Source organism: Alistipes sp. Marseille-P5061, from assembly GCF_900290115.1.
Taxonomy (GTDB): Bacteria; Bacteroidota; Bacteroidia; order Bacteroidales; family Rikenellaceae; genus Alistipes; species Alistipes excrementigallinarum.
Genome location: NZ_LT985749.1, coordinates 424,772 through 450,390, shown reverse-complemented (window position 1 = coordinate 450,390; position 25,619 = coordinate 424,772). Strand labels below are relative to the sequence as shown.

Genomic DNA, 25,619 nt, shown 5'->3' with positions numbered 1-25,619 from the left:
ATTGCACTTATGAAACTTGGATGGATTTTGATGACGCTTGCCTCGGCCGTTGCGCTGGTGGGCTGCGACAAGAACGACGATGCAGTACAGGTACCGGCCCAGGTCGAGACGGCATTCCACGCGATGTACCCCAACGCGACCGACGTACGCTGGAGCGGCCGGAGCGGCTACATGGTGGCCGACTTCCGCGAGAGCGGCGTAGCCAACTCGGCGTGGTTCGACCACAGCGGCGGCTGGCACATGACCGATACCGATATTCCCTATCAGGCGCTTCCCGAGGCGGTGAAGGCCTCCTTCGAGGCGAGCGAGTACGCAACGTGGCGCATCGAGGAGGTGGAGAAGGTGACCCGTACCCGGCTCGAGACGCTCTACGTCATCGAAGTGGAGCAGCGTGAGGCCGAGATGGAGCTCCACTACTCGGAGGACGGCGTGCTGCTCAATGCCGTGGCCGACGACGGCGACCGCTACAACGACGACCTGCTGCCGCAGCAGCTTCCCGCCGAGGTGACCTCCTTCATCGAGCAGCGTTATCCCGGGGCGCGCATCCTCGAGGCCGAGCATGAGCGCGGCATGCTCGAGGTCGACATCATCGACGGCCGCACGGCCCGCGAGGTGGTCTTCGACAGCGCCAACGCATGGCTCCACACCCAGACCGAGGTGCGCCGAAGCGAGCTCCCCGACGCCGTGCTTCAGGCCTGGCAGCAGTCCGAGTACGCCTCCTACGAGCTCGACGACATCGCCTACTACGAGGCTCCGACGGGCGACTACTACGAGCTGGAGCTCGAGCGCGGCGACCGCGAGGTGAAGCTCCGCATTGCAGCCGACGGCACGATGCTCTGACGTTCGGGCCGCATGGGAGGAGCGTGCGCGGCGCAGCCTCGACGGCGAGGGGCGCATGACCTCCACCCCGGTATCGGATGGATTGAAGGAGGCAGGGACTGACCCTGCCTCCTTCAATGCGTGAAGAGGATGTGACGAGGAACTGCCGCCCGCCGCTCAGAAGAGGGAGGCGACTCCCTGGAACGAGGCCAGAATGACGACGTAGCGCAGCAGCTTGCCCACGAACATCGAACCGGTCGTGAGCCAGAGGTTGGCATGCATGAGTCCCAGCACGATGGCAATCGCCTCGCCCACGTAGGGCAGGAAGCCGAAGAAGCCCATCAGCGCCCCGCGCCCCGCGAGTATCCGGCGCGCCTTGTCGAGCTGCTTTTCGCTCACGCCCAGACGCTCAATCCATTCGCTGCGCCCCAGCGTACCAATCCAGTAGCAGCTCATGCCGCCCAGCGTGTTGCCCACCGCCGCGGCGGCCAGACACCAGAGCGGGTCGAGCCCCATCCGCACGAGGATGATGAGCACCGCCTCGGAGCTGAAGGGCAGGATGCTTCCGGCGACGAAGGCCGAGAGCAGCAGCCCCCAGTAGCCCCAGTCGGCGAGCAGTTGTGTGAGTGTATCCAGAAAAGCCTCCATCGGTCGTTGTCCTTGCGCCGGAGCCGGCCGCCCGTTGGGCGGTGCGACGCCTCCGGTCCGGCAAAGATAGCGCTTTTTCGGCGGAGTGCGGCATCCGGAGCACGTCGTTGTTGTCCGGTTCGGGTTCGGGTCCGGTCCGTTTCGGGCCCGGTCGCGCTGCTCCTCGCACGCTCTTTGCATACCCTCTGCCTGTGGGGTGCCGCCCGTTCGGCCGCCGCACAATAAAACGAAACGGAACACCGTTATAATCCGCACACAACCCGAATTATGAAATTAGGAACATTAATACGAATCACGATGGTTGCCGGCTCGCTTCTGGCCACTGCGGCAACGCAGGCCGGCAATCCTCAAAACGAACGGAAAACTATGGCAGTAACACATTTGACGCGGGACGATTTCCGCACGAAAATCTACGATTTCGAACGCAATCCCGGCAGTTGGAAATTCGAGGGCGACAAACCCGCGCTGGTCGACTTCTACGCCTCGTGGTGCGGTCCCTGCAAGATGCTGGCCCCGATTATCGAGGAGCTCGGCGAGGAGTATGCCGGCCGGGTCGACATCTACAAGGTCGACGTCGACGAGCAGCAGGAGCTGGCGGCGCTCTTCGGCGTGCGCAGCATTCCGACGCTGCTCTTCATCCCCCGCGACGGGAAGCCGCAGCTGGCGCAGGGCGCCATGCCGCGTGCCGAGCTGCGCCGGCTCATCGACCAGCTGCTGCTTGGCGGCAAGTAGGCCGGCAGCCGCCGTTTGGGCGGGCAGCGCATGAACGCCGCGCATGAAAAAAGGGATGCACCCCGCAGGGTGCATCCCTTTTTCGTGTGTGGAGCCGGAGCCGGGCCGGTCAGCCGATGAGCGTTGCGACGATGTGGCGGCCGCAGGCCCCGTTGCGGAATTCGCAGAGGTAGACGCCCTGCCACGTCCCGAGGTTGAGCCGGTGGCGCGTGACGGGAATCGTGAGCGACACTCCCGCAAGCGTCGACTTGGCGTGGGCCGGCATGTCGTCGTCCCCCTCGAGCGTATGGGTGTAGTAGGGCTCGCGCTCGCGCACCAGATGGTCAAACACGGCGTCGAGGTCGCTCTGCACGTCGGGGTCGGCATTCTCGTTGAGCGTCAGGGCCGCCGAGGTGTGCTGCAGAAAGAGGTGCAGCAGCCCCGTCTCGGGCAGCTCTCCGAGCTGTGCGGCAATCTCGTCGGTGACGAGGTGCATGCCCCGCCGCCGCGGCCGCAGCGTGAATTCAACCTGGCGTATCATCGCTCCGAGGGGTGTTGAGGCGTTCGGATGCGTCAGAGCTTCGAGAGGTCCACCTCGATGGCGGCCGGATAGATGCGGCGCGGGTCGAAGAACTCGGCGCAGCTGTTCACCATGTTCTCCAGACGGATTTCGGGAACGCCCGAGTAGACCTTCTTGCCGTTGACCGTCAGCGTCACGCTCTTCGAGAGGTCGACCAGCTCGTTGCAGAGGTAGAGCACCACCTTACCCTTCGTGGCCGGGGTCTTGCTCTTGTCGAAGCGCATCTCGATGCCCCACTTGGGGTCAATCTCGGTAGTCGTGTAGCGCACCTCGTCGACCTGCAGCGTGATGTTGTTGCCCGTGATGTTCATCTCGTAGCAGGTGCGCGTCGAGAAGTCGCTGTTCGAACGCTCCAGCACGCGGAGGTTGTAGAAGCCCGTGCGGTACTGTCCGTCCATCTCGAAGTCCTCCCAGCAGAAGTAGTGCGGGTAGGAGTTGCGCTCATACTCCTTGAGCCAGGGCGTGGTGAGCGTGTAGTCGATGGCGTGGCTTGCATTGGGAATCAGCTCGATGTTGTGGGTGTAGTATCCCGGGTGAGCAGCCTCCAGCTCATCGAAGGCCTCCTTGGTGTAGCCCGTCAGCGTGTTGCGGTAGAATCCGGTGTCGTTGGCGCCCGTGCGCAGCGAGAAGGCCGTGTTGGCGCAGTTCTCGGCCGGGGCGTTCTTCAGCGGCTCGCCGCCTGCCATCGGTCCCGCGCCGGCCAGGTAGTCGGCGTAGAACGACGCGAGGCGCTGGCTGCCGTAGCCGCCCTCGGAGATGCCGAAGAAGTAGATGCGGTCGGGGTTGATGATATCGGAGACGAAGGCCAGACGCAGCAGCTTCTCCCAGGCATACTGCTTGGCCTTCTGCCACCAGCGGTAGTAGTCACCCACGTTGGGAATCTGCGGAATGAAGTAGACTGCGGGGGCATCCTGGAACGACTGGCAGAGCGACCAGCCCGTCTCCCACTCGGTGTTCTTGTCGCCCGAGCCGTGGAGGTAGAGGAAGAGGGGATATCCGGCGGCCGGCTTGTTGCTCTTCGAGCCCCAGTAGTAGTTCATCGTGGCGCTGGCTTCGAGCGATGCGGGCAGCAGCCAGCTTCCCGAGCGCTTGGTGCCCAGCGAGGTAAGGTCGATGAGCTTCTCCTCGTCGAAGTTGTTGTTGGCGCTCTTCCAGGCCTCCCATACCAGGTCGGTGTTGCCGCTCACTTTGGCGGCGTCGATGGCAATCTGAGAGGTATAGTCGCCCTCGTCGCCGGCGAGGCAGGCCGAAAAGTAGCTCTCGATTTCCTGACGGGTCTGCTCCGAAATCAGACCGTCGTCGGTTCCGGTGCCGATGCTGGGGGGCGTGTCGCTGCCCGTGTCGTCCGAGGAGCAGCCTGCGCCGAGTACGGCAAGCGCTGCGAGGAGGGAAAACATGCCGAAAAATCGTGTGTGTTTCATGACAGAAGGTATTGTTAAAAGTGGTTTGGGACAATCCGGTGTTGAAAAAACGACACCAAAGGTACGATTTTTTGCGATTTTGCAATAAAACGGCTTCCGATTATAGGTTATTCCCGAGAATCTTTCTATCTTTGTCGGCGCTATCGCAGGATGGCATACGACCTTTGGAGAGATGCAGGAGTGGTTGAACTGGCCCGCCTGGAAAGCGAGTAAACCCCTAAAGGGTTTCAGGGGTTCGAATCCCCTTCTCTCCGCAAAACAATGAGGATGTTACGACGGGTAACATCCTCATTTTGTTTTGTCTGTGCGTTTGATGGTTTGGCGTCCCGTCAGCGCACTTTTCCCGCCGGATACGGCCGCGTAGCAGGGGCCGCCGGTTCTGCCTTCCCTTTTCCTTGAGGGAATGGCGCCGGCCCGACGTGCGTTCCTCTTCGGGGGCCGCGTCTTGCACGGCTCCGGTCGCCCGCCCTCTTCCCGGGAAAGGGGGCGGGAGCCCTGTCCGCTTCGGCCCGACGTGCGCTACTCCTCGAATTCGTCGAGCAGTTCGTCGCAGGCCTTGGTGTGGCGGCGGTACTGCAGCCAGGTGATGATGATGGCAGCGAGCGTGTAGGCAATGCCGATTGCGATAATCAGGTTGCGGTTTGCCGACTCTCCGACGCGCGCGAGAAGCTCGATGAAGATATAGGTAATCATCGCGATGCACGGAAGGAGGCTGATGGCCAGGGCCCGGCGGTAGAAGCGGCGATAGGAGGTGATGGTGCGGGTGACCGTCCGCGTATCGCCGTCGAGCAGATGCTCCATGCCCAGCTTGCGGTTAATCCAGAGTGTGGCTGCGAAATCTATCATTGTCCACAGCGATACCAGCACGCCGAAGAGCGGCGGCCAGTGGGTGGCGATGCAGATGACCCAGATGGTGGGCAGGGTCAGCACATCGAGCATCAGACGATTGCGAATCTCCCGGCTCAGGGCCTGCGCCGGACGGCGGCGCGCCGCCTGGAAAAAACGTTCGTTCAGCTGCTCCTGCTGCTGCATCTGTGCCTTGAGGGCGTTATAGTCGGCTTTCAGAGCTTCGAGCTCTTGTCCCATGTTGCGTTCCATAGTCATGTTGTTTAGTCGTCAGTCATTTTTTTTGAGTCGCTCCTTGATGCGCACCAGCTTGAAGGAGACATTCTTGACCGAGATGCCTAGGATTGCGCCTATCTCCTCGTAGCTCAGGCCTTCGAGCCACAGGAGGATGACGCTTCGGTCGACAAGTCCCAACTTGTTGATTCGCTCATAGAGCTGTTTCATCTGCATGCGTTTTTCGAGGTCGCCGTCGGAGGAGGCAGCCTCCCGCGCCGTCGTACCTCTTGTCCGCTCGCGCTTGCGCTTGTTGCTGAAGTTGATGCAGTAGTTCAGCGCCACGCGGTAAATCCATGTCCTTATATCGCTGCGACCCTCGAAACCGTCGTATCCCTGCCACAGCCGCAGAAGTATCTCCTGATGCAGGTCGTCTACATCTTCGGCATCACGGGAGAACATGTAGCAGACCGCATAGATGGTCTGTTCATGCTCCTTGACCAGTTGGGAGAATCGTTGTTCTTTTGTCTCCATCTTCATTTCGTTTACCTGTTAGACAAGCAACCGCCCGAAAAACTATACGGCAGGTGCGATTTTTTTGAAAAAAAGATTTGTTGCCGTCCGAAAATCGGGCTCGGTGCCGCATTCGGAGGTGAAAGTTAGCGGATAACTTCGGTGAATCAAATCGGGGGCCGACTTTTCATAACAGGGACCGAGCGGGCTGCGGCGGCAAAAACCGCGGCGCCAACCGCTCCTTGTCGGACGGCCGCCAGCCGCGGGCCGTAAACTCGCTTCGCAACAGGCCGCTCGCCTCCATCTACGGAAACGCCCCGGAGGGGTTCACTCCTCCGGGGCGTTTGTATGTCGTGCCGACCGGTATCGTCTCCGGCGGGACGTCTGAAGGCATGTGCCGCCACGGTCAGCGTCCCGTGACACGCAGATAGCGGGCGACGGCCGTGCGGTAGGAGGCGCGGGCCTCGGTCAGCTTGTCGCGGCTCTGGGTGTAGAGCGTCTCGGCGTCGAGCAGCTCGGTGAGCGACGAGGTGCCCGCACGGTAGAACTCGCGGTTCTGCCGCAGGTTCTCGGTGGCCGAGGCGATGGAGCGCTCGGCCAGCGCAATCTGGGCGTAGGCCTCCTGCAGGTCGCTCCACGTCTTCTCGATTTCGACGGCGAGCAGCTCGCGCGCCTCCATGCGGTCGTTCTCGGCCTGCTGCTCGCGCAGCCGGGCCCGCTTCAGGGCGTGGGCACCGCCCCACCACTCCGAAATCGGCACCGAAACCTGGGCGAAGACCACGCCGTCGTTGACGTTCTGGTCCATGACGTTATAATAGAGGTACCCGGCCCCCACGCCTACGGTCGGCAGCCGCTTGCCGCGCTCCATGCGCTTCTCGTAGCGCCGCGCCTCGACATTCTTCTCGGCCAGCTGGTACTCGGCCCGCCGGTCGAGCGCCTCCTCCACGTCGACGTACCACGCCGCCGGGGCCTCCGGCTCCGTGTCGGTGCAGGCGATGTCGAACTGCCGCCAGTCGGCACCCACGTACTGCGCCAGCAGCATCTTCGAGACCTTCAGCCCGTTTTCGACCTTCAGCCGGTTCGAGGCGACCTCCTGCTGCCGCAATTCGACGCGCAGCAGGTCGTTCGAGGTGACGAGCCCCGCCTCGACCGAGAGTTCGACCTGGCGGTGAATCTCGTCGAGCTGCCGCTCGACGGCATCGAGCGTCGAGAGGTTCTCGCGCAGCGAGACAATCTGCCAGAAGTAGGTGTCGGTGCGTTCGCGCACCTCCGCCTCGCTCTTCTGCAGCTGCAGGGCGCCCACCTCCTCGCCCAGACGGGCCAGGCGGTTGCCGTTGACAATCTTCAGACCGGCGAAGAGGGGCTGTACGGCCGAGATGCCCCCCACGATGCCGCGCTTGACCAGCGACAGGGGCATCGGGATGCTTCCCATCTGGGGGATGGTCACGTCGAGGCTGGCCTGGATGAGCCCGTGCTGGGCCTGGAAGACTCCGCCCGAAGCCGAAATCTGCGGGAAGTAGTTGGTGAAGGCCTCGCGCCGGCTCTGTGTGGCGGCCTCGAGGTCGAGCCGCGCGTTGGCCAGCGTGCGGTTATGTTCCACGGCGGCGGCCCGGCACTCCTCGAGCGTGAGGGTCTGGGCTCCGGCCGCAAGGCTTCCACCGAAGAGCAGCAGAAGCAGTGTTGCAAGTGTGCGTCTCATCGTCATTTGTAGATTTTGGAGTAGAGAACCGGCAGAATCGTCACCACCAGTATGAGCGAGCCGATGCCTCCGGCGAAAATCGTCACCCCGACGGGTGCCCAGAAGGTGCTGCCGCCCAGCATCATCGGCACCACGCCCACGGCCGTGGTGGCGGTGGTGAGGAAAATCGGCACCATGCGGCGCTTGCCGGCGTCGTAGGCGGCAAGACGTCCCGTCCAGTGGCAGCAGAGGCGCTTCTCCTCGGCGTGCTGGTACATCAGAATCACGTTGCGGACAATCATGCCCAGCAGGGTGATGAAGCCCAGCACCGAGGTCAGGCCGATGGTGAAGTTCGAGAGCCAGAGTCCGACCATCGCACCGAACAGGCAGAGACTCATCGAGAGCATGACCACCAGCGTGATGCCGAACTTGCGGAAGTTGATGAGGATGAAGAAGAAGATAATCACCAGCGAGATGGCCAGTCCCGAGAAGATGTCGGGCAGCGTCTCCGCGTCGAACTCGTATTCGCCGCCCGTCTCGGTCGTAACCCCCTGCGGCAGGGTGATTTCCTGCTGCAGTGTGCGGTCAATCTCGGCGCGCATCTGCAGCGCATTGGCTCCGCGCCGCACGTCGGCCACCACCGACATGCAGCGCATGCCGTTACGGTGTACGATGCGGCTCTGGCTCCATGCGGGCTCGACCTGGGCAATCTGGCGCAGCGGCACGCTCAGCGAGGGGACGGCCGAGTTGATGTAGGTGTTCTCCACGTCGGAGAGCGAGCGTTCGCCCTGTCGTTCGTCGTTCTTGAGCACGACGGGCAGTTGGTAGTCGCCCTCCCAGACCGAGCCGACGGTCACGTCGCCCGAAGCGAGCGCCAGGTTGAGCGCCGCCGTGGTGCGCGTGATGCCGAGCTGCGACGCTGTGACGGGGTCGAGCCGCACGTCGACCACAGCGCGGGGCTCCTCGTAGTCGGAGTGGACCCAAACCAGCTCGGGCATCTCCCGCATGCGGGCCATCAGCCGGTCGGCGGCCGTGCGCAGCGAGTCGAGGTCGTCGCCGTAGAAGCGGAACTCGAGCGAGGGGACGTTCTGGTAGTCCAGCTGCTTGAACTTGACGTAGGCGTCGGGGAAGCGGTCGGCCCAGGTGTCGGCATACTGGTCGAGCAGCGCCTCGGTATCCTCGACGGAGGTGGTGTTGACGATGAACTGGGCGTAGTTCTTGCCGGCAATCTGCGGCGCGTAGCTCATCTGGAAGCGGGGCGACGAGCAGCCGATGAACGAGGTGACGGAGCGTACGCGCGGGTCGACGCGGAGCGCCTCGTAGACCGAGTCGGCCACGGCGGCCGTCCGTTCGAGCGGGGTTCCGTCGCGCAGGTAGATTTCCACGGCGAACTGGTCACGGTCGGCATAGGGGAACATCCTCAGCCGCAGCTTGGTGGCGAGCAGCAGGGCAATCACCACCGAGGCGATGCCGAGCGAGATGGTGAGCCATCCGTGGCGGAAGGTCCCCACCAGAATGCGCCGGTAGAAGCGCTGCACGCGGTCGGTGAAGCTGCGGTGCGAGGGGTCTTGCCGGGGCGCACGGGGGATGATGAGCACCTCGAGGAAGGGAATCACCACCATGGCCAGCAGCAGCGATACCATCAGGTTGATGGTAATCGTCCACGGGAAGTAGGTGATGAAGTCGCCCATGATGCCCTTCATGGTGAAGAGGATGGGGTAGAAGATGACGCAGATGCAGAGGGTGGCCAGCAGCAGCGAGGGGAAGAACTCGCGGGCGCTCTCGACGGCCGAATACCAGCGCGAATAGCCCCGTCCGAGGTAGTCGAGGTAGCCGTCGATGACCACAATCGAGTTGTCGACAATCATACCCAGCACGACAATCAGCGCGGCGAGCGTCACCGTGTTGAGCGGGATGCCGCAGGCGTACATCAGCCCCACGGAGATGAAGGTCGAGAGGGGGATGGTGATGGCCGCCACGACGGCCGAGCGCCACGGGAAGAGGAACATCATCACCACGATGATGATGGCCATGGCGACGAACAGGTCGCGCAGGAACGACGAGACGGAGTCGCCGACGACCTTCGCCTGGTCGGCGATGCGCGCCACGTGGACGTCCGACGGAAGCACCTCCTCGGTGAACGAGTGGAGCACCTGGTCGACCTCGCGCCCGTACTCCACGATGTTGTATCCGTCGCGCATCTCCATCGAGAGCAGCACGCAGCGATGGCCGTTGTTGAGGATGTAGCTGTCGGGGTCGTCGTATCCACGCTCGACGCGCGCCACATCGCGTACGCGGAGCACGTTGCCCTGGGGGTCGCTCCAGATGACCTGGTTGGCAATCTCCTCCTCGCTGCGCAGCGTCGGGGCGAGGTGGATAGGGGTCTCGGTCGTCGGGTTGCTGACACTGCCGCCCATGGGGGTCAGCTCCTGCGAGGCGAGCGCCGCCGTGAGCACCTGCTCGCCGATGCCGTAGGCGGCCAGCCGGTCGTGGTCGACGTAGATGGATATCTGCTCCGACTGGAGGCCGTAGGGGCGGAGGTTCGAGACCGACTCGATGCGGCGCAGCCGGTCGCTCAGCTTGTCGAGGTACTCCTTCAGTTCGCGGTAGCTGCGCGTGTCGGATTCGAGCGTGATGAGCAGCGCCGAGGTGTCGCCGAAGTCGTCGTTGGCCACGAGCGCCACCACGCCCCGCGGCAGTTGTGCCTTGAGGGTGTTGAGGCCGTGCTTGATTTTCGACCAGACCTCGTCCTTGTCGTGGACGTCATCCTCCAGCTCGACCATGACGTAGCACATGCCGTTCTGCGAGGTGGAGGTGGTCTTCGCCCGCTTGACCTCCTTGTAGGTCATCAGGAACTGCTCGAGCGGGCGGGCCAGCTGCTCCTCGACCTCTTCGCTGGTGGCGCCCGGATAGAGGCCCACGACTACACCCTGGCGGATGGTGTACTCCGGAAACTCCTGTTTCGGAATGTGGACAAGCCCGAAGATGCCGAACAGGAAGAGGCACCCGACGAGCAGGAAGGTGATGCGGAAGTTGCGCATCGCCCATGCCACGAAGTTGTTTGAACCTTTCATTCCCATACGATTTTGCTGCCTTCACCTATCTTCTGCATCCCCTCGGTCACGATGCGGTCACCGGCCGAGAGCCCCTCCTCGATGACCACGGCGTTGCCCGCAAAGCGGCCTGTGCGGACCGGTGTGCGGAGCACCGAATCGCCGGCCACCTTCCATACGAAGCGGCTGCCGTCGCCCGCCTCGCGGACCGCCTGCAGCGGCACGACGAGCTCCTCGGCGGCATCGGCCGGCGAAGTGGTGACGCGGCAGACCATGCCGGGCAGCAGCCGGCGGTCGGCGTTGCCGAGCGGCGCTGTCACCTCGTAGGTGTGGGCGGCGGGGTTGGCCTCGATGCTGCGCCTCGGCGCGCCGGCCCGGAACGTCTGGTCGCCGAGTGCCGCAACGCTCACGTCGATGCGCCGCCGTGCGTCGAGCGAGGCAATCTCCTGCTCGGGAACGGCGAAGCGGACCTTGACGGAGGCGATATCCAGCAGCGTCACTACGGGAACACCCGGCAGAAGGGTCTCGCCCGCCTCGGCCTGCCGCTTGCCGACCACCCCCGCAAAGGGTGCGCGGAGGGTGCAGTCCTCCAGATTCTTGCGGGCCAGCTCAAAGGTCGACGATGCCTGCTGCAGCCGGGTCTGAGCCTCGACCCACTGGATTTCGGGCAGGCTGTTGGCCTCGTGGAGCTTCCGCAGACGTTCGCAGGCGTCGCGCGCCTGTTCGAACGTCGCCTCGGCGGCGGCGTAGCTCTGACGGGCCGACGTCGGGTCCAGCTCGGCCACCACGGCGCCGCGCGTGACGTATTCCCCTTCGTCGACCTCGATGCGGGCAAGCGTCCCGGCAAGCGGGAAGCTCAGCGCCACGGAGCGCTCCTCCTCGATGGTGCCCACGTAGCGGGAGCTCTCCGTCTCGGACGAGGACGCCACGACGAGCGTCTCGACCCGCATCGGGGCGACGGTGCGGCGCTCCTGTTTCGATGCACACCCCGTCGCAAGCAGCAGGGCGGCCAACATGTAGATTCGTTTCATCGTATTGTCTGTTTTCTTCGGTTTCCTGCTGCAAAATTGCCTCTTTGCCGGCGAATCGGAAAGTTCTTTGCGTTGTTGTAATTCGTCGAAAGGTTCGATTTCGTACCTTTTGGCGAAAAATTACCGTCAAAATTCTTATATTTGCCGGAAAAAGGGAGATAACAATGAACGAAAAGGAAATCCGCAGCTTCTCGCTTGAGTCGCTGCTCGAGATGTGCGGGCGACGGCCCGGTGACTTCTATTACGATGGTTGCCTGATTACGTCGCGCGTGAATACGGGGGACGAGGTTCCGATGGACCTCTTCCGCTATCCGGTGCGTATCGACGCCTTTGCCGTGGTCTTCTGTTCCAAAGGTTCGATTTCGCTCCTCTCGAACCTGACCCGCTACGAGCTGGGCGAGAACTCCTTCTTCGTTCATCTCCCGGGTTCGATTCTCCACGTCGAATCGACCCCCGACGCCGAGATTTACGTGGCGGCCTGCGAGGAGGAGTTCATCCGCCGCATCGATGTCGACATCAAGCTCCTTTCGAACCTCTTTCTCCAGCTGGAGCGCTATCCGCTGCTGCAGCTCGAGCCGGGCGAGTGGGAGTGCGTAGCGCGCAGCATCTCCGAGATATCGGACGAGGGGGTTCCCGAGGCGGGAGACCTCTATTCGACGGAGATTATCCGTTCGGCGATTCGGGTGCTCATCTACAAGGTGTGCCGCCTCATTGCGCGTCATCTGGAGCAGGTGCGCGAGCTGTCGCACTCGCCGCGCAGCCGCCGCGAGGAGTACTTCCAGCGCTTCATGACGCTGCTCCGCCAGCACTACATGCGCGAGCGGAGCGTCGGCTTCTATGCCGCGCAGCTCAGCCTCTCGCCCAAGTACCTCACCACGCTCATCCGCCAGACGACCGGCCATACGGCCATCAACTGGATTGACGACTACGTGATTCTCGAGGCGAAGAACATGCTGCGCTACTCGACGATGAGCATCCAGGAGATTGCCTACTGCCTCAATTTCTCCAACCAGTCCTTCTTCGGCAAGTACTTCAAGAACCATACGGGGCAGACCCCCTCGGCCTACCGCATGGGCGGCGGGGCGGCGGATGCCGCGCCTGCGCCTGCGACTGCGGCACGCCGCCGTTCGCCGCGCGGCCGCCGGTGAGCGGCGTCAGACGGATACGAGAAAGCCCCGGGACCTCTGTCCCGGGGCTTTCTCATGAGGTGCGCTCACCGACGGCGCACCCCGCTATTTCGTGCAGGCGGGTGCGGTTGCGGCGCCCCACTGCGGGTTGGGCTCGGTGCCCATGTGCAGGCGCAGCGTGCCGCCGTCGGTCATCCGGTCGCGGTAGAACCAGCATGCGTCGAGCGGCTCTCCGTTGAGCTCGGCCGACTGGATGTAGTAGGCCTCGGGGGTGTTGCCCTCGGTCTCGATGGTGAAGCGCTTGCCCGAGCCGCTGCGGATGACGATGCGGTCGAATTGCGGGCTGCCCAGCTGGAAGGTGGGGCGGGTGCAGGTGCCTCCCTGTACGTCGAAGAGGCCCATGGCGGCCATCACGTACCAGGCGCCTAACTGCCCCTGGTCCTCGTCCTGGCCGTAGCCGTAGCCGTGCTCGCCCGTCGTGCCGTAGAACTCGTCGCAAATCAGACGCGTCCACTTCTGCGTGAGGTAGGGTTTGCCGGCGAAGTTGAAGAGCCACGAGATGTGGAGGCTCGGCTGGTTGCCGTGGTTGTAGGGGCTCTCGAGTCCCGAGAAGGCGTTGACCACCTTGCCGCCGCCGAAGACGCTCTTGCGCGCCTCGGTGAAAATCGAGTCGAGCCGGTTGCAGAAGGCTTCGCTGCCCACCTTGGCGATGAGCCCCTCGGGGTCGTGCGGCACGAAGAAGGTGTACTGCACGGCGTTGCCCTCCTGGAAGCCGCGCCACGATTCGAGCGGGTTGAAGTTGTCGATGAACTCGCCGTCGGTCGTGCGGGGGCGAATCAGCCCCGTCGAGGGGTCGTAGAGCCGCTCCCATCCGCGCGAGAGCCACATCAGCTTGCGGTAGTCCTCCTCGCGGCCGAGCGCCTTGGCCCACTGTGCCACGGCGTAGGCGCTGAAGCTGTATTCGAGCGTGTGCGAGGCGCCGAAGGGCGAGCCGTCGAGCTGCAGTTCGTCGTTGATGCCGTTGTTGCTCGGCACGTAGGGCGAGTAGCCCCGGCGGACGAAGGCACCCACGTCGGTCTTGCCGGCCCCTTCGACGCGGCCCTCCCACTGCAGTTCGTTCTTCAGCGCCGCCTCGTAGCCCTTCTCGATGTCGAAGTCGCGGATGCCGCACTGGTAGGCTCCGGCCATGAGGATGCTCACCATGTTGGTCCCCACGCCCGAGACATACTTGCTGCAGGCCAGACCGTCGCCCAGCCAGCCGGCATCTTCGTAGACGCGCAGGTGGCTGCGGATGTAGTCGCTGTAGTATTCGGGGTAGGCGAGCGCCCAGAGCTGTTCGAGGTTCCAGTAGGCGCCCCATACGGCGTCGGTGTTGTAGAGCTTGTGGAGCGGGCGCCCCTCGGCGTCCAGCGGAATCTGACCCACCGTGCCGTCGTTGCGCGGATAGGCGCCGTTCACGTCGCTGGCGCAGCCGCGGCCCAGCAGCGCGTGGTAGAGCCCCGTGTAGAACTTCACGCGGTCCTCCTCGCTACCACCCTCGACCTCGATGCGGCCCAGGTATTCGTCCCACTTGGCTTCGGCCGAGTGGCGCGCGCCGTCGAAGTCGAGCGTCGAGGCCTCGCTCTCGAGGTTGAGGCGGGCATTCTCGACGGAGGTGTACGAGAGGCCGACCTTCACCTCGATGCGTTCGCCCTCGCCGGTTTGGAAGGTGAGGGCCGCTCCCGCGCCGGGACCGCGCACCTCGTCGCCCTCGACGGGCTCACCGCCCCGGAAGAAGGTCTTCCACGAGGCGGCCGGCTTGCTCAGCCGGGCGTGGAAGTAGGTGCCGATGGTGGCGCCGGGCTGGTATTTCTGGGCATAGGTGGGCTCGGCGATGGTGTATCCCTCGACCGTCTGCGGGTCGACAATCCGCAGCCAGGCGTCGCGCACCGGGCCGCTCTCGCCCAGCCAGCTGCCGATGTCGAAGAGGATGTTCGACGCCTCCGACTCGGGGAAGGTGTAGCGCTGGAAGCCCACGCGCGTGGTGGCCGTCAGCTCGGCCTCCACGCCGTAATCCTTCAGCCGGACGCGGTAGTAGCCCGGGCGGGCCAGCTCGTCGGCCTTGTCGAAGCGCGAGCGGTAGCCGCTGTCGGGCTGCTCGAGCGTGCCCGGCAGAGTTTGGATTTCGCCCACGGTGGGCATCAGCAGCACGCCGGCCACCTGGAACTCGTGCAGGCAGGGGAAGCCCTCAATAGAGGTGTGGATGTCTTCGTATCCGTTGGCCTCCCAGCCGCTGGGGCTGGTGTAGGAGCCGTTGGTCGTGGGGCCGAGCTTGGCCAGTCCGAAGGGCTCGGCCGCCGGCGTGTAGAAGAACCAGCGGCTGTGGACCGAACCCAGGTTGGGGTTCACGTAGTCGGCAGGTCGGGGTTTCTCCCCTCCGCACGATGCCGCCGTCAGCGCGAGCGCGGCAAGGAGCAGCAGTCTTTTCATGGGGTATTCGTTCGTTTTTTGGTTTTTGTTTCGGCTTGTTTCGGGGGCGGCCGGCGACGCTCCGCATCCTCCGAACGGGAGGCCCTCCGGCCCTGCGTGTGCCCCCTGCGGACGGACCGTTCGGCCGGCCGGGGCGTAAAGGTACGAAAATATTCCGGCACGGAAAAATCCGCCCTCCGTTTCAGCCTCGCTGAGCCCCTTCAGCGCCTCTGCGGCCGCGGTTCGCTCTCCCCGAAGCCCCTAAAAGTGTTCATTTTGGAGGAGTTCGGAAAATTTTGTTACCTTTGCCCCCGAAATCTTAACCGAAACAACAATGGCATATCAATTACTCAAAGGTAAGAAAGGCTTGATTTTCGGCGCGCTCAACGAGCAGTCGATTGCTTGGAAAGTGGCTGAACGCGCCGTGGAGGAGGGCGCCGAAATCGTTCTTACGAATACTGCCGTATCGATTCGCATGGGTACTATCGGCAAGCTGGCCGAGAAATGCAATACGATTGTGGTTCCCGCCGACGCGACGAGCGTGGCCGACCTGGAGAATCTCATCGACAAGACCATGGAGCACTTCGGCGGCAAGTTCGACTTCATGCTCCATTCCATCGGCATGTCGCCCAACGTCCGCAAGGGACGCACGTACGACGACCTGGACTACGACTATCTGGCCAAGACGCTCGACATCTCGGCCATCTCGTTCCACAAGGCCATCCAGGTGGCCCGCAAGAAGGACGCCATCAACGAGTGGGGTTCGATTGTGGCCCTCTCCTACATCGCTGCGCAGCGTACGCTCTACGGCTACAACGACATGGCCGACGCCAAGGCGCTGCTCGAGTCGATTGCCCGCAGCTTCGGCTACATCTACGGCCGTGAGAAGCACGTGCGCATCAACACCGTCTCGCAGTCGCCCACGCAGACCACGGCCGGCAGCGGCGTGCTGGGTCTGGGCGACCTGATGTCGTTTGCCGAGAGCATGTCGCCGCTGGGCAACGCCACGGCGGAGGATTGCGCCAACTACGTGCTGACGCTCTTCTCGGACCTCACGCGCAAGGTGACGATGCAGAACCTCTACCACGACGGCGGTTTCTCGTCGATGGGTATGAGCCGCCGTGCGATGAAGACCTACGAAAAGGGCATGCGTTTCGACGACGTGCACGACAACCAGTACCCCTTCGGTCACAAGGAGGAGTAGCCCTTCTGAGGACCTCCGCCGGAGGATGAAAAAGGCCGGAATCCCCTGTTCGGGATTCCGGCTTTTTTTGTGCGTGTCTCTCCTCCCCGTGCCGCACCCGTGCTGCGGCGCGCCTGTACCCGCTCCGTGTCCGTTCTGTGTCTGCGCTCTGTCCGCCTCCGTGCAGCAACCTGCGCCGCAAAAAAACGGCGGACCCGCAAGGGCCCGCCGAAGGGAGGAGATGGCCGCCTCTCGGGGCGACGTATCCAGACGTATCAGTAGGAGTGCTCCTCGTCGCGCAGCTCCTCGCTGGTGACCGGACGCCGGTTCAGCGAACGCCATGCGTACCAGATGTAGGCCAGCACGAAGGGGATGAGCAGCGAGACGTAGGCCATCACGCGCAGCGTGAACTCGCTCGACGACGAGTTGGCAATCGTCAGCGACGACTGCATGTCGACCAGCGAGGGGTAGTAGGCCGTGTTGTTCCACCCGGCGCAGAGCAGCAGCGCCAGCACGGTGAGCACCGTGCCGCTACCTCCCAGCCAGATGGCCTTGCGCGAGCCGCGCCAGCCGAGCAGGATGCTTGCCAGCACGAGCACCACGCCGATGAGCATCACGACGCTGACCAGCGGCATCTGCAGGAGGTTGTGCAGGTACTTGTAGGGCTCCGCCGCAACGACTCCCGACGCATCGTAGCTCCAGCCCGTCGAGACGAGCAGCGCCCCGAGGAAGGAGAGGAATGCCGCCAGGAAGAGCAGCGACAGCGGCCGCATCATGCGGCGCGCCCGCTCGGTGATGCGCTGCTCGCCGACGGCATTGAGCAGGTACTGGCAGGCGAGCGTGCCGGCGAGGAAGACGACGGCCACACCCAGCAGGATGTTGCGGTGGTCGCCCAGCGCCTCGAGGCCGTGCCAGGGGGTGGCCCACTGCGAGATGATGGCATCGCCGCTTGCATTGGCCATGTTGAAGCGGTCGACCGTGAAGTCGGCTCCCGTGAAGAGGGTGCCGACGGCGGCGCCCAGCAGGAAGGGGCCGGCGATGCCGTTGATGACCAGGAAGGCCTCGAAGGTCCGCTCGCCGAAGACGTTGCCCGGCTTGCGGCGGTACTCGTAGGCTACGGCCTGGATGACGAAGACGAGCAGGATGGCCATCCATACGTAGGTCGCTCCGCCGAACGACGTGGAGTAGAAGAGCGGGAAGGAGGCGAAGAAGGCGCCGCCGAAGGTGACGAGCGTCGTGAAGGTGAACTCCCACTTGCGTCCGAGTGTATTGACCAGCAGCGTGCGCTCCTCCTCGGTGCGGCCGAGGCGGTAGAGCAGCGCCTGTCCGCCCTGCACGAAGAGCAGGAAGACCAGCAGGGCGCCCAGCAGGGAGATGATAAACCACCAGTAGTGTTGCAGAAAGGTCAGCGTGTCCATAGTGTTGTCCTTATGACATGTTTCGGGGTCGTTGTTTGGTTTGTTCGGTTCCGCCCTCCGGGGTGCAGCGTGCAGGCGTGGTTGTCCGGCCGCTGCGCCTGTCGGGCGGGTGTGCGGAGGGTTACTCCTTGCCGGGTCCCTCCTTGATTTGACGGAAGAGGATGCTCAGCTCGGCGATGAGCAGCGCCGTGAAGAGCGCCAGGAAGATGAAGAAGGTGGTGGCCACCGACTCTCCCGGGAGCTTCGATACGCCGACGCCCACGGGCATCAGGTCCTGGATGACCCAGGGCTGGCGTCCCACCTCGGCAACCACCCAGCCGGCCTGCGAGGCGAGGTAGGCGAGCGGTATGCAGAGAATTGCCAGACGGAGCAGCCAGCGCTTCTCGGCCAGCTTGTCGCGGCGGTTGTACCACCACACGAGGGCCAGCATCAGGATGAAGAGGCATCCGGCGCCCACCATCACGCGGAACGAGTAGAAGAGCAGCGGAATGTTGGGCACGAGCTGCTCGGGCGACTGGAGGTAGCCGTAGCCGAAGTAGGCGAAGTATTCGCCGAGGAACTCGCGGCCCTCGGGCGTCGAGGGGTCGAACTTGCGGGTGATTTGGTCCACGGTCTCCTGGTCGCCGCTCTGGCGGGCGTCGCGGAAGCGGGCCAGTTCGTCGATGGCCACCCGTCCGCGGGCGATTTTCTCCTCGGCCGGGAGGATTCCCTGCTCGGGATTGCCCCGGAGCAGGTCGTTGATGCCCGCCACGTAGGCCTCGGCATCGCGGAAGCTCATGATGGAGAGCATCTTCGGGATGTCGACCTTGAAGTAGAAGGCATCGTCGTCCGACGTGCGCTGCGATTCGGGGCGCAGGATGCCGACGGCCGTCAGCGGGGCCCCCTCGCATCCGTCGTAGAGCGCCTCCATGGCGGCCAGTTTCATCGGCTGCAGCCGTGCGACGATGGCGCCCGAGCGGTCGCCCGAGTAGGCGGTCACCAGCGAGGCGACGAGGCCGAAGAGCGAGGCGACGGCGATGCTCCGGGTTGCCATCTGGCGTTCACGCCGCTTGAGCAGGTACCAGGCGCTTACGCCCACCACGAAGAGGGCCGCCAGCGTGAAAGAGGAGGTGACCGTGTGCGAGAACTTGTTGACCGCCACGGGCGAGAAGGCGACCTCCCAGAACGAGGTCATCTCGTTGCGCACGGTCTCGGGGTTGAAGGTGCAGCCCGTGGGGTACTGCATCCACGAGTTGGCCACCAGAATCCACCACGCCGAGAGGTTGGCGCCGATGGCCGTGAGCCACGTGGCCGTGAGGTGGAATCCGCGGCTGACCTTCCCCCAGCCGAAGTACATCACGGCGATGAAGGTGCTCTCGAGGAAGAAGGCCATGATGCCCTCGATGGCCAGCGGGGCGCCGAAGATGTCGCCCACGAAGTGGGAGTAGTTCGACCAGTTGGTGCCGAACTCGAACTCGAGGATGAGTCCCGTGGCCACGCCGATGGCGAAGTTGACGCCGAACAGACGCATCCAGAAACGGGTCGTCCGTTTCCAGAAGTCGTCGCCGGTACGGTAGTAGATGCTCTCCATGATGGCGATGATGACGCCGAGTCCGAGCGTGAGCGGAACGAAGAGCCAGTGGTAGATGGCCGTCAGGGCGAATTGCGCGCGCGACCAATCGACTGTTTGCAGAATGTCCGACATGGTGTGCAGAGTGTTTCAGTTTTCGGGTGTGAGTTGTTCGAGTACGTAGCTGCTGCGCTCCTCGGGGCTCTTGCCGGCCAGCAGGTCGGGAAAGAAGAAGACCTTCAGGATGGCGAACATGATGAAGAGCTTGATGAGGATGATGGCCCAGAGGGTGCGTCCGAGCGTCATGGCGCGGAATCCGTCGTAGTAGAAGCGGAATATTTTGCGGAGCGTGGCGACCATTGTTTTGCAGCGTTCCCGGGGCGTCCGCACGGGGCGCTGTCCGGAGGTTTGTTTTCCAAAACTAAGCAGAAAAAACGAAATACGGAAGCATCCGGCCGAAAAAATCGCGCCGACGGGGCGAACCGACACCCTCGGCAGCCGGTGCCTCCGGCCCCGGAAACGGCCGCAGAGGCCCGCTGCGGCCGCTTGTGCACCTTGCGCGGGGCGGGGCGGAGGGGCGGTAAAAAATTTCGGTGCCGCCGGCGGCGCCCCGGCATCCGCCCCGGTTGTCCGTTCCGGTCATCTGTTCCGGTTGTTCGTCCCGGTCGTCCGCCCCGGCATCTGCCCCGGTCATCTGTCCCGGTCGTCCGCTCCGGTTGTCCGTCCCGGTAAGGGGAAGCCCCCGGGCGGCTGCACGCACGGGGGACTTCGACGGGGCCGATGCGCCGACTTTTGCCGCTTTTTTACTACTTTTGTGCCCGGTTAAAGGTTACAGAGATTCAATCAGGTTAACGAGAAAGAGACGAAATGAACGATTCCACCCCCAAAATGCCCTCGGCCTGGCTCTCGGCGCTGCCGCTTGCGGTGCTCGCCGTGCTGCTCTACGTGGTCATCCGCTGCTTCGGCGGCGACTCCATCAACGGCGGCAGCCAGATTGCCCTGCTCTCGGCCACGTCGGTCTGCGTGATGCTCTCCATCGGGGTCTACCGCTGCCGCTGGAGCGTGCTCGAGGAGGCCATCATCGACAACATCCGGGCTTCGGCCTCGGCCATCATCATCCTGCTGCTCATCGGTGCGATTGCCGGCACGTGGATGGTCAGCGGCGTGGTCCCCACCCTTATATATTACGGTCTGGAGATTCTCCACCCGTCGTTCTTCCTGGTCGCCTCGTGCCTCATCTGCGCGGGCGTCTCGCTGATGACCGGCAGCTCGTGGACCACGATTGCCACCATCGGCGTGGCGCTGATGGGCATCGGCCGGGCGATGGGCTTCCCCGACGGATGGGTGGCCGGCGCCATCATCTCGGGCGCCTACTTCGGCGACAAGATTTCGCTGCTCTCCGACACCACGGTGCTCGCCTCGTCGACGGTCGGCGTGCCGATTTTCACCCACATCCGCTACATGCTCTATACGACCATGCCCTCGTTCGTCGTGGCGCTTGCGGTCTTCACGGTGGCAGGGCTGACCCTCACGCACGGCGACGCGACCCACGCCGAGCTCTATTCGGAGACGCTCCGCTCGACGTTCCGCATCACGCCCTGGCTGCTGCTGGTGCCGCTGGCAACGGGGCTGCTCATCGTCCGCAAGCTGCCGGCCATCGTGACGCTCTTCGCCTCGGTGGTCTTCGCCTGCGTGGCGATGCTGCTCACACAGCGCGGACTGGTGGCCTCGGTGGCGGGTGTCGGCTCGCTGGACTTCCTCTCGGGCTTCAAGGGGGTGCTGATGACCTGCTTCGGTCCGACGGCCATCGACACGGGCAACGCGCAGCTCAACGCGCTGGTGGCCACGCGCGGCATGGCCGGCATGCTCAACACCGTGTGGCTGATTATCTGCGCCATGTGCTTCGGCGGCGTGATGACCGGCAGCGGCATGCTGCGCTCGCTGACGCAGCTCTTCCTGCGCGTGGTGCGGCGCTCCTTCTCGGCCGTCGCCTCGACCGTCGGCGCGGGGCTCTTCTTCAACCTCTGCACGGCCGACCAGTACATCTCGATTATCCTCTCGGGGCGCCTCTTCCGCGACCTCTACGCCGAACGGGGGCTCGAGGAGCGGTTGCTGAGCCGCTCGGTGGAGGACTCGGCGACGGTCTGCTCGGTGCTCGTGCCGTGGAACTCGTGCGGCATGACGCAGGCCACCGTGCTGGGCGTCTCGACCTTCGCCTATCTGCCCTATTGCATATTCAACATCGCATCACCCCTCATGTCGCTCCTGGTGGCGGCCCTGGGGTGGAAAATCAAACACGTGAAATGAAGACCGAACTGGTGATTTTCGACCTTGACGGCACGCTGCTCAACACAATCGGCGACCTGGCCGTCAGCTGCAATGCCATGCTGGCCCTGCGCGGGCTGCCGCAGCACTCCTACGAGGAGTACTGCCACTTCGTGGGCAACGGCATCCTGCGTCTGGTGGAGCGCGCCCTGCCCGAAGAGCTGCGCACGCCCGAGAACGTGGCGCTCGCCCGCGCCGACTTCGTGCGCTACTACACGGAGCACATCGACACCTACACCAAGCCCTACGACGGCATCCCCGCCGTGGTGGCCGAGCTGACGCGCCGGGGCATCCGGATGGCCGTCGCCTCGAACAAGTTCCAGGAGGGGACCGAGAAGCTCATCCGCCTCTTCTTCCCCGAGCACCCCTTCGCGCCCGTCTTCGGACAGCGCCCCGACGTGCCGCTGAAGCCCGACCCGGCGGTGGTCGATGAGATTCTCGCGGCAACGGGCGTCGCCCGCGAGCGGGTGCTCTACGTCGGCGACTCGGCCGTCGACATGCAGACCGCCGCTGCGGCCCGCCTCCGTTCGGTGGGGGTGACGTGGGGCTTCCGCGGACGTGCCGAGCTGGAGGCCTGCAACCCCTGGCGCATCATCGACCGTCCGGAGGAGCTGCTCGCGCTGCTCGACGCATAGCCGACCGGCCGTTCCGCCTTTGACAAGCGGCGGGGGAGAGGTGCCGAAACCCTCTCTCCCGCCGCCTCTTTTATTCCATGGCCGCTTTCCGTGTCCGCTTTCCGCCGCTCCCGCCTTCGGAACGCGCCGTCAGCAGTAGAGATGGACGTCGGCCGGGGTGATGCGGTCGCCCGAGAGAATCAGCAGCCGCTCGACCACGTTGCGCAGCTCGCGGATGTTGCCCGTCCAGGGCATCTCCTGCAGCAGCTGCATCGCCTCGGGGGTCACCTCTTTGGGGGCGGTGCCGTCCTCGGCGCAGACCGTGTGGATGAAGTGGTCGACCAGCGCCGGGATGTCTTCGGGGTGTTCGCGCAGCGGCGGAACCCGGATGACGATGACCCCGATGCGGTGGTAGAGGTCCTCGCGGAAGTTCCCCTTGCGAATCTCCTCGCGCAGGTCCTTGTTCGTCGCCGCGATGACGCGCACGTCGACCGCCACATCCTTGTCGCCGCCGATGCGGCAGATTTTGTTCTCCTGCAGTGCCCGCAGCACCTTGGCCTGCGCTGCGAGCGACATGTCGCCGATTTCGTCCATGAAGAGCGTGCCGCCGTTGGCCAGCTCGAACTTCCCCTTGCGCTGCTTGACGGCCGAGGTGAAGGCTCCCCGCTCGTGGCCGAAGAGCTCGCTCTCAATCAGTTCGGAGGGGATGGCCGCGCAGTTCACCTCGACGAAGGGGGCCGCCGCGCGGCGGCTCCGTGCGTGGAGCCAGCGGGCGACGAGCTCCTTGCCCGTGCCGTTCTCGCCCGTGACCAGCACGCGTGCCTCGCAGGGGGCCACCTTCTCAATCAGCTCCCGCACCCGGCGGATTTGCGACGACTGCCCGATGATTTCGGGCTGTGCCGTCTGTGCGCGGCGCGCCCGTGCCGCCGTGCGGGCCGGAGCGGCGGCCGGGCTCTCCGTCGCCGGCGCACCCCCGGCTGCATCGGGCTCGGCGACCGTGCGGCGGATGGACTCCAGCAGGCGGTTCATGTCGATGGGTTTGGTCACGAAGTCGCGCGCGCCGCTGCGGACGGCCTTGACGGCCGAGTCGATGGAGGCGTCGCCCGAGAGGGCGATGAAGGGGATGCCCGCATCGGGAACCCGGCAGCCGGTGTCGGAGAGGATGACATCGAAGGGTATCCGCTCGCAAAGACGCGAGGCGGCCGCCTCGTCGTCGACTGCCTCGGCCGAGTAGCCCTCGTATTCGAGCCGCTCGCGCAGGATGTTTCGCACGCTTTTTGAATGGTCCAAAATTAAAACCTTTACCATCTCTTGTTTTTATTGATTTTTTGTTATTTTTGTCGCAAAGTTATTGCTTTCCGCGGTGTTTGAGCAAGTTCGGGCTCTGTGTCCGGATGAACGCCGGAGCGGGTGAAAGCATTCTGAACGAGACCATTGCGCGGGACCTTCCGGTGCAGCCGGAGGACCGAACGGAACAGCGCACGGGCGACCATTACGTTATGAAAAAGAACTACAACTACATGCGGCGCAAGCTCTTTCTGCCCGAGTACGGCCGCCACATCCACGAAATGATAGACTCCCTGATGGAGATTGAGGACCGCTACGAGCGCAACCGCCAGGCGCGGGCCGTCATCGCCGTGATGGGCAATCTGAACCCGCTGCTGCGCGATACGGCCGATTTCACGCACAAGCTCTGGGACCACCTGTTCATCATGTCTGATTTTCAGCTGGATGTGGACTCTCCCTATCCGCGTCCCTCACGCCAGGAGCTCACGGTCATGCCGCACCGCATGCCCTACACGCAGAGCCGCATCGCCTATAAGCACTACGGCAAGTATGTCGAGCGGATGCTGCAGAGCCTGGAGGGGGTCGAGGACCGTCAGAGCGTGGCCCGCACGGTGGACAACCTGGCCCGCTACATGCGTGCCAAGAGCTTCGAATACAACCAGGAGCACCCCAACAACGAGGTGATTGTAAAGGACATCAAGCAGATGTCCGGCGGTGGCATCGAAATCGACGAAGTTGCACTGAACAATCTCCGAAGCGACTACAAACAGCACTTTACGGCACGTCCCCAGAAGGGCGGTCCGCAGCAGCGGCAGCAGAAAAACCGCAATCAGCAGCATGCGCGCAATTTCTCGAAAAACAACGGCGCGCGGCACAATTTCCAGAAGTGATTCGTCGTTTTTTATCCGGAATTGCCTATCTTTGTAAACATATCCGACTGCGTCCGCGTCGGACGACCCGCTGCGGTCGTACGTCGGGCGTGCGGTACGGTTCGTAAACAAGAAGCAAAAAATAGATGAACGGAAAAGTTATTTTCGCGGCGCTGGCCGCAGCATCGACGCTCTGCGCCTGCCAGTCGTCGAAGGTGCGGATTTCGGGACGCATCGTGGGCAACGAAGCCCGCAACATCTACCTCGAACAGGTGACGCCGCTTTCGGAGCGCATCATCGACTCGGCCCAGCTCGACAAGGAGGGCAACTACCGTTTCGAGGTCCGCGAGGCGACTGCCACGCCGTCGCTCTACAACGTGGTCTACGACGGCGAGCGCATCCCGCTGCTGCTGGCCGCAGGCGACCGCCTGACGCTCAGCTCGGTGGGCAGCGTGGCCCGCAACTATACGGTCGAGGGCTCGGCCGAATCGGAGCTGCTGCGCCAGTTCTACCAGAGCTACGTGGCCGGCGTGCAGCGGCTCGACGACATTGCCCAGCAGGTGGCCCAGCAGCCCGCGGGCGAGCGCCACGACGAGCTGGTGAAGGCCTACACCGAGGAGTATTACCGCATCCGCCGCGAGCAGCTGCGCTTCATCATCGAGCACAAGTCGTCGCTGGCGGCCCTCTTTGCGCTCTACCAGCGTCTGCCGGGCGACGCCAACCTCTTCAACGGTGACAGCGACGTGGTCTACTACCGCACGGTGGCCGAGGCGCTCGAGAAGAGCTATCCCGATTCGCCCTACCTGCCGGTGCTGCTGGCCGAAATCGGCCGGATGGATGCGCGGCTCAACCTCGCCTCGCAGATTACCGTCACGGGCTATCCCGACCTGGAGCTGAGCGACATCTACGGCAAGAAGGTGCGCCTCTCGTCGCTCGAGGGCAAGGTGGTGCTCGTCGACTTCTGGTCGGCCGAACTGGGCAACGCCAATGCGCGCAATGCTGAACTGAAGGAGCTCTACGCGAAGTATGCCCGGCAGAAGGCTCCGTTTGAAATCTACCAGGTGGCCATCGACACCTCGAAGCCGCTTTGGATTACGGCCGTGCAGGAGCAGCAGCTCCCGTGGATTTCGGTGAGCGACCTGCAGGGCGGCGCCTCGTCGGCGCTCAAGCTCTACAACGTGCAGCGTCTGCCGTCGAGCTACCTCATCAGCCGTGAAGGCGAAATCGTGGCCCGCGACCTCGACGGCGAGGCGCTGGCCCGGAAAATCGACGAGCTTCTCCAGTAA

General features: G+C 63.9%; 21 protein-coding genes and 1 tRNA gene. 9 read left to right on the top strand and 13 right to left on the bottom strand.

What is annotated here, in order from left to right; genetic code table 11:
• Positions 1–9: 9 nt before the first annotated feature.
• Complete coding sequence (locus tag C8267_RS05735; protein ID WP_234025705.1) at positions 10–840, top strand: PepSY-like domain-containing protein; 831 nt, start codon at positions 10–12, stop codon at positions 838–840.
• 156 nt (positions 841–996) lie between these two features.
• Here C8267_RS05735 and C8267_RS05730 read toward each other — a convergent pair whose 3' ends face one another.
• Positions 997–1,467, bottom strand: coding sequence for a YqaA family protein (locus C8267_RS05730; RefSeq protein WP_199792082.1), 471 nt, complete (start codon positions 1,465–1,467; stop codon positions 997–999).
• A 267-nt stretch (positions 1,468–1,734) separates the two neighbouring features.
• Here C8267_RS05730 and trxA point away from each other — a divergent pair, with 267 nt between their 5' ends.
• Complete coding sequence (gene trxA, locus C8267_RS05725; RefSeq protein WP_106633987.1) at positions 1,735–2,199, top strand: thioredoxin; 465 nt, start codon at positions 1,735–1,737, stop codon at positions 2,197–2,199.
• Between the two features lie 109 nt (positions 2,200–2,308).
• On the opposite strand, the gene C8267_RS05720 is transcribed toward trxA, so the two are convergent.
• Together C8267_RS05720 and C8267_RS05715 are read right to left on the bottom strand one after the other, a co-directional pair.
• Positions 2,309–2,719 carry a secondary thiamine-phosphate synthase enzyme YjbQ gene (locus C8267_RS05720; RefSeq protein ID WP_106633986.1) on the bottom strand — a complete coding sequence of 137 codons (411 nt, stop codon included), beginning with the start codon at positions 2,717–2,719 and terminating at the stop codon, positions 2,309–2,311.
• 32 nt (positions 2,720–2,751) lie between these two features.
• The gene (locus tag C8267_RS05715; protein WP_106633985.1) at positions 2,752–4,155 is read right to left on the bottom strand and encodes a hypothetical protein; all 1,404 of its coding nucleotides are present in this window, start codon (positions 4,153–4,155) and stop codon (positions 2,752–2,754) included.
• Between the two features lie 190 nt (positions 4,156–4,345).
• On the opposite strand from C8267_RS05715, the gene C8267_RS05710 reads away from it, so the two are divergent.
• Positions 4,346–4,433: transfer RNA gene (locus C8267_RS05710), tRNA-Ser, on the top strand.
• Positions 4,434–4,698: 265 nt separating this feature from the next.
• Here C8267_RS05710 and C8267_RS05705 read toward each other — a convergent pair.
• The 5 genes from C8267_RS05705 to C8267_RS05685 all read right to left on the bottom strand — a co-directional run bounded on the left by C8267_RS05705 (position 4,699) and on the right by C8267_RS05685 (position 11,513).
• Positions 4,699–5,277 (bottom strand): hypothetical protein, encoded by a 579-nt coding sequence (locus C8267_RS05705; RefSeq protein WP_106633984.1) that lies wholly within the window; start codon positions 5,275–5,277, stop codon positions 4,699–4,701.
• A gap of 18 nt (positions 5,278–5,295) precedes the next feature.
• Complete coding sequence (locus C8267_RS05700; RefSeq protein WP_199792081.1) at positions 5,296–5,772, bottom strand: RNA polymerase sigma factor; 477 nt, start codon at positions 5,770–5,772, stop codon at positions 5,296–5,298.
• Positions 5,773–6,157: 385 nt separating this feature from the next.
• Positions 6,158–7,450: a TolC family protein gene (locus C8267_RS05695; protein ID WP_106633982.1), complete on the bottom strand. Its 1,293-nt coding sequence runs from the start codon at positions 7,448–7,450 to the stop codon at positions 6,158–6,160.
• A 2-nt stretch (positions 7,451–7,452) separates the two neighbouring features.
• A complete protein-coding gene (locus C8267_RS05690; RefSeq protein ID WP_106633981.1) occupies positions 7,453–10,503 on the bottom strand; it encodes an efflux RND transporter permease subunit in 3,051 nt (1,016 codons plus the stop codon).
• A complete protein-coding gene (locus C8267_RS05685; RefSeq protein ID WP_106633980.1) occupies positions 10,500–11,513 on the bottom strand; it encodes an efflux RND transporter periplasmic adaptor subunit in 1,014 nt (337 codons plus the stop codon). The genes C8267_RS05690 and C8267_RS05685 overlap by 4 nt, the downstream gene beginning before the upstream one ends.
• A 164-nt stretch (positions 11,514–11,677) precedes the next feature.
• Here C8267_RS05685 and C8267_RS05680 point away from each other — a divergent pair, with 164 nt between their 5' ends.
• Complete coding sequence (locus tag C8267_RS05680; RefSeq protein ID WP_106633979.1) at positions 11,678–12,661, top strand: helix-turn-helix domain-containing protein; 984 nt, start codon at positions 11,678–11,680, stop codon at positions 12,659–12,661.
• A gap of 84 nt (positions 12,662–12,745) precedes the next feature.
• Here the strand turns inward: C8267_RS05680 and C8267_RS05675 are convergent, their stop codons facing one another.
• Entirely contained in the window at positions 12,746–15,109 is a 2,364-nt protein-coding gene (locus tag C8267_RS05675) for a GH92 family glycosyl hydrolase (RefSeq protein WP_106633978.1), read from the bottom strand.
• 313 nt (positions 15,110–15,422) lie between these two features.
• Between C8267_RS05675 and C8267_RS05670 the strand changes: the two genes are divergently transcribed.
• Positions 15,423–16,292 carry an enoyl-ACP reductase FabI gene (locus C8267_RS05670; protein ID WP_087361675.1) on the top strand — a complete coding sequence of 290 codons (870 nt, stop codon included), beginning with the start codon at positions 15,423–15,425 and terminating at the stop codon, positions 16,290–16,292.
• Between the two features lie 254 nt (positions 16,293–16,546).
• Here the strand turns inward: C8267_RS05670 and cydB are convergent, their stop codons facing one another.
• The 3 genes from cydB to C8267_RS05655 all read right to left on the bottom strand — a co-directional run bounded on the left by cydB (position 16,547) and on the right by C8267_RS05655 (position 19,598).
• Positions 16,547–17,689, bottom strand: a complete 1,143-nt coding sequence (gene cydB, locus C8267_RS05665) for a cytochrome d ubiquinol oxidase subunit II (protein WP_087361674.1) — start codon at positions 17,687–17,689, stop codon at positions 16,547–16,549.
• 121 nt (positions 17,690–17,810) lie between these two features.
• Positions 17,811–19,373, bottom strand: coding sequence for a cytochrome ubiquinol oxidase subunit I (locus tag C8267_RS05660; RefSeq protein WP_106633977.1), 1,563 nt, complete (start codon positions 19,371–19,373; stop codon positions 17,811–17,813).
• Between the two features lie 15 nt (positions 19,374–19,388).
• Positions 19,389–19,598, bottom strand: a complete 210-nt coding sequence (locus tag C8267_RS05655) for a DUF4492 domain-containing protein (protein ID WP_087361721.1) — start codon at positions 19,596–19,598, stop codon at positions 19,389–19,391.
• Between the two features lie 507 nt (positions 19,599–20,105).
• Between C8267_RS05655 and C8267_RS05650 the strand changes: the two genes are divergently transcribed.
• Complete coding sequence (locus C8267_RS05650) at positions 20,106–21,545, top strand: Na+/H+ antiporter NhaC family protein (protein ID WP_106633976.1); 1,440 nt, start codon at positions 20,106–20,108, stop codon at positions 21,543–21,545.
• Positions 21,542–22,198, top strand: coding sequence for an HAD family hydrolase (locus tag C8267_RS05645; protein WP_087361671.1), 657 nt, complete (start codon positions 21,542–21,544; stop codon positions 22,196–22,198). The genes C8267_RS05650 and C8267_RS05645 overlap by 4 nt, the downstream gene beginning before the upstream one ends.
• Before the next feature lie 129 nt (positions 22,199–22,327).
• Here C8267_RS05645 and C8267_RS05640 read toward each other — a convergent pair whose 3' ends face one another.
• Complete coding sequence (locus C8267_RS05640; protein ID WP_106633975.1) at positions 22,328–23,485, bottom strand: sigma-54-dependent transcriptional regulator; 1,158 nt, start codon at positions 23,483–23,485, stop codon at positions 22,328–22,330.
• 191 nt (positions 23,486–23,676) lie between these two features.
• Between C8267_RS05640 and C8267_RS05635 the strand changes: the two genes are divergently transcribed.
• Positions 23,677–24,354 carry a DUF4290 domain-containing protein gene (locus C8267_RS05635; protein WP_087361720.1) on the top strand — a complete coding sequence of 226 codons (678 nt, stop codon included), beginning with the start codon at positions 23,677–23,679 and terminating at the stop codon, positions 24,352–24,354.
• 125 nt (positions 24,355–24,479) lie between these two features.
• A complete protein-coding gene (locus tag C8267_RS05630) occupies positions 24,480–25,619 on the top strand; it encodes a TlpA disulfide reductase family protein (protein ID WP_106633974.1) in 1,140 nt (379 codons plus the stop codon).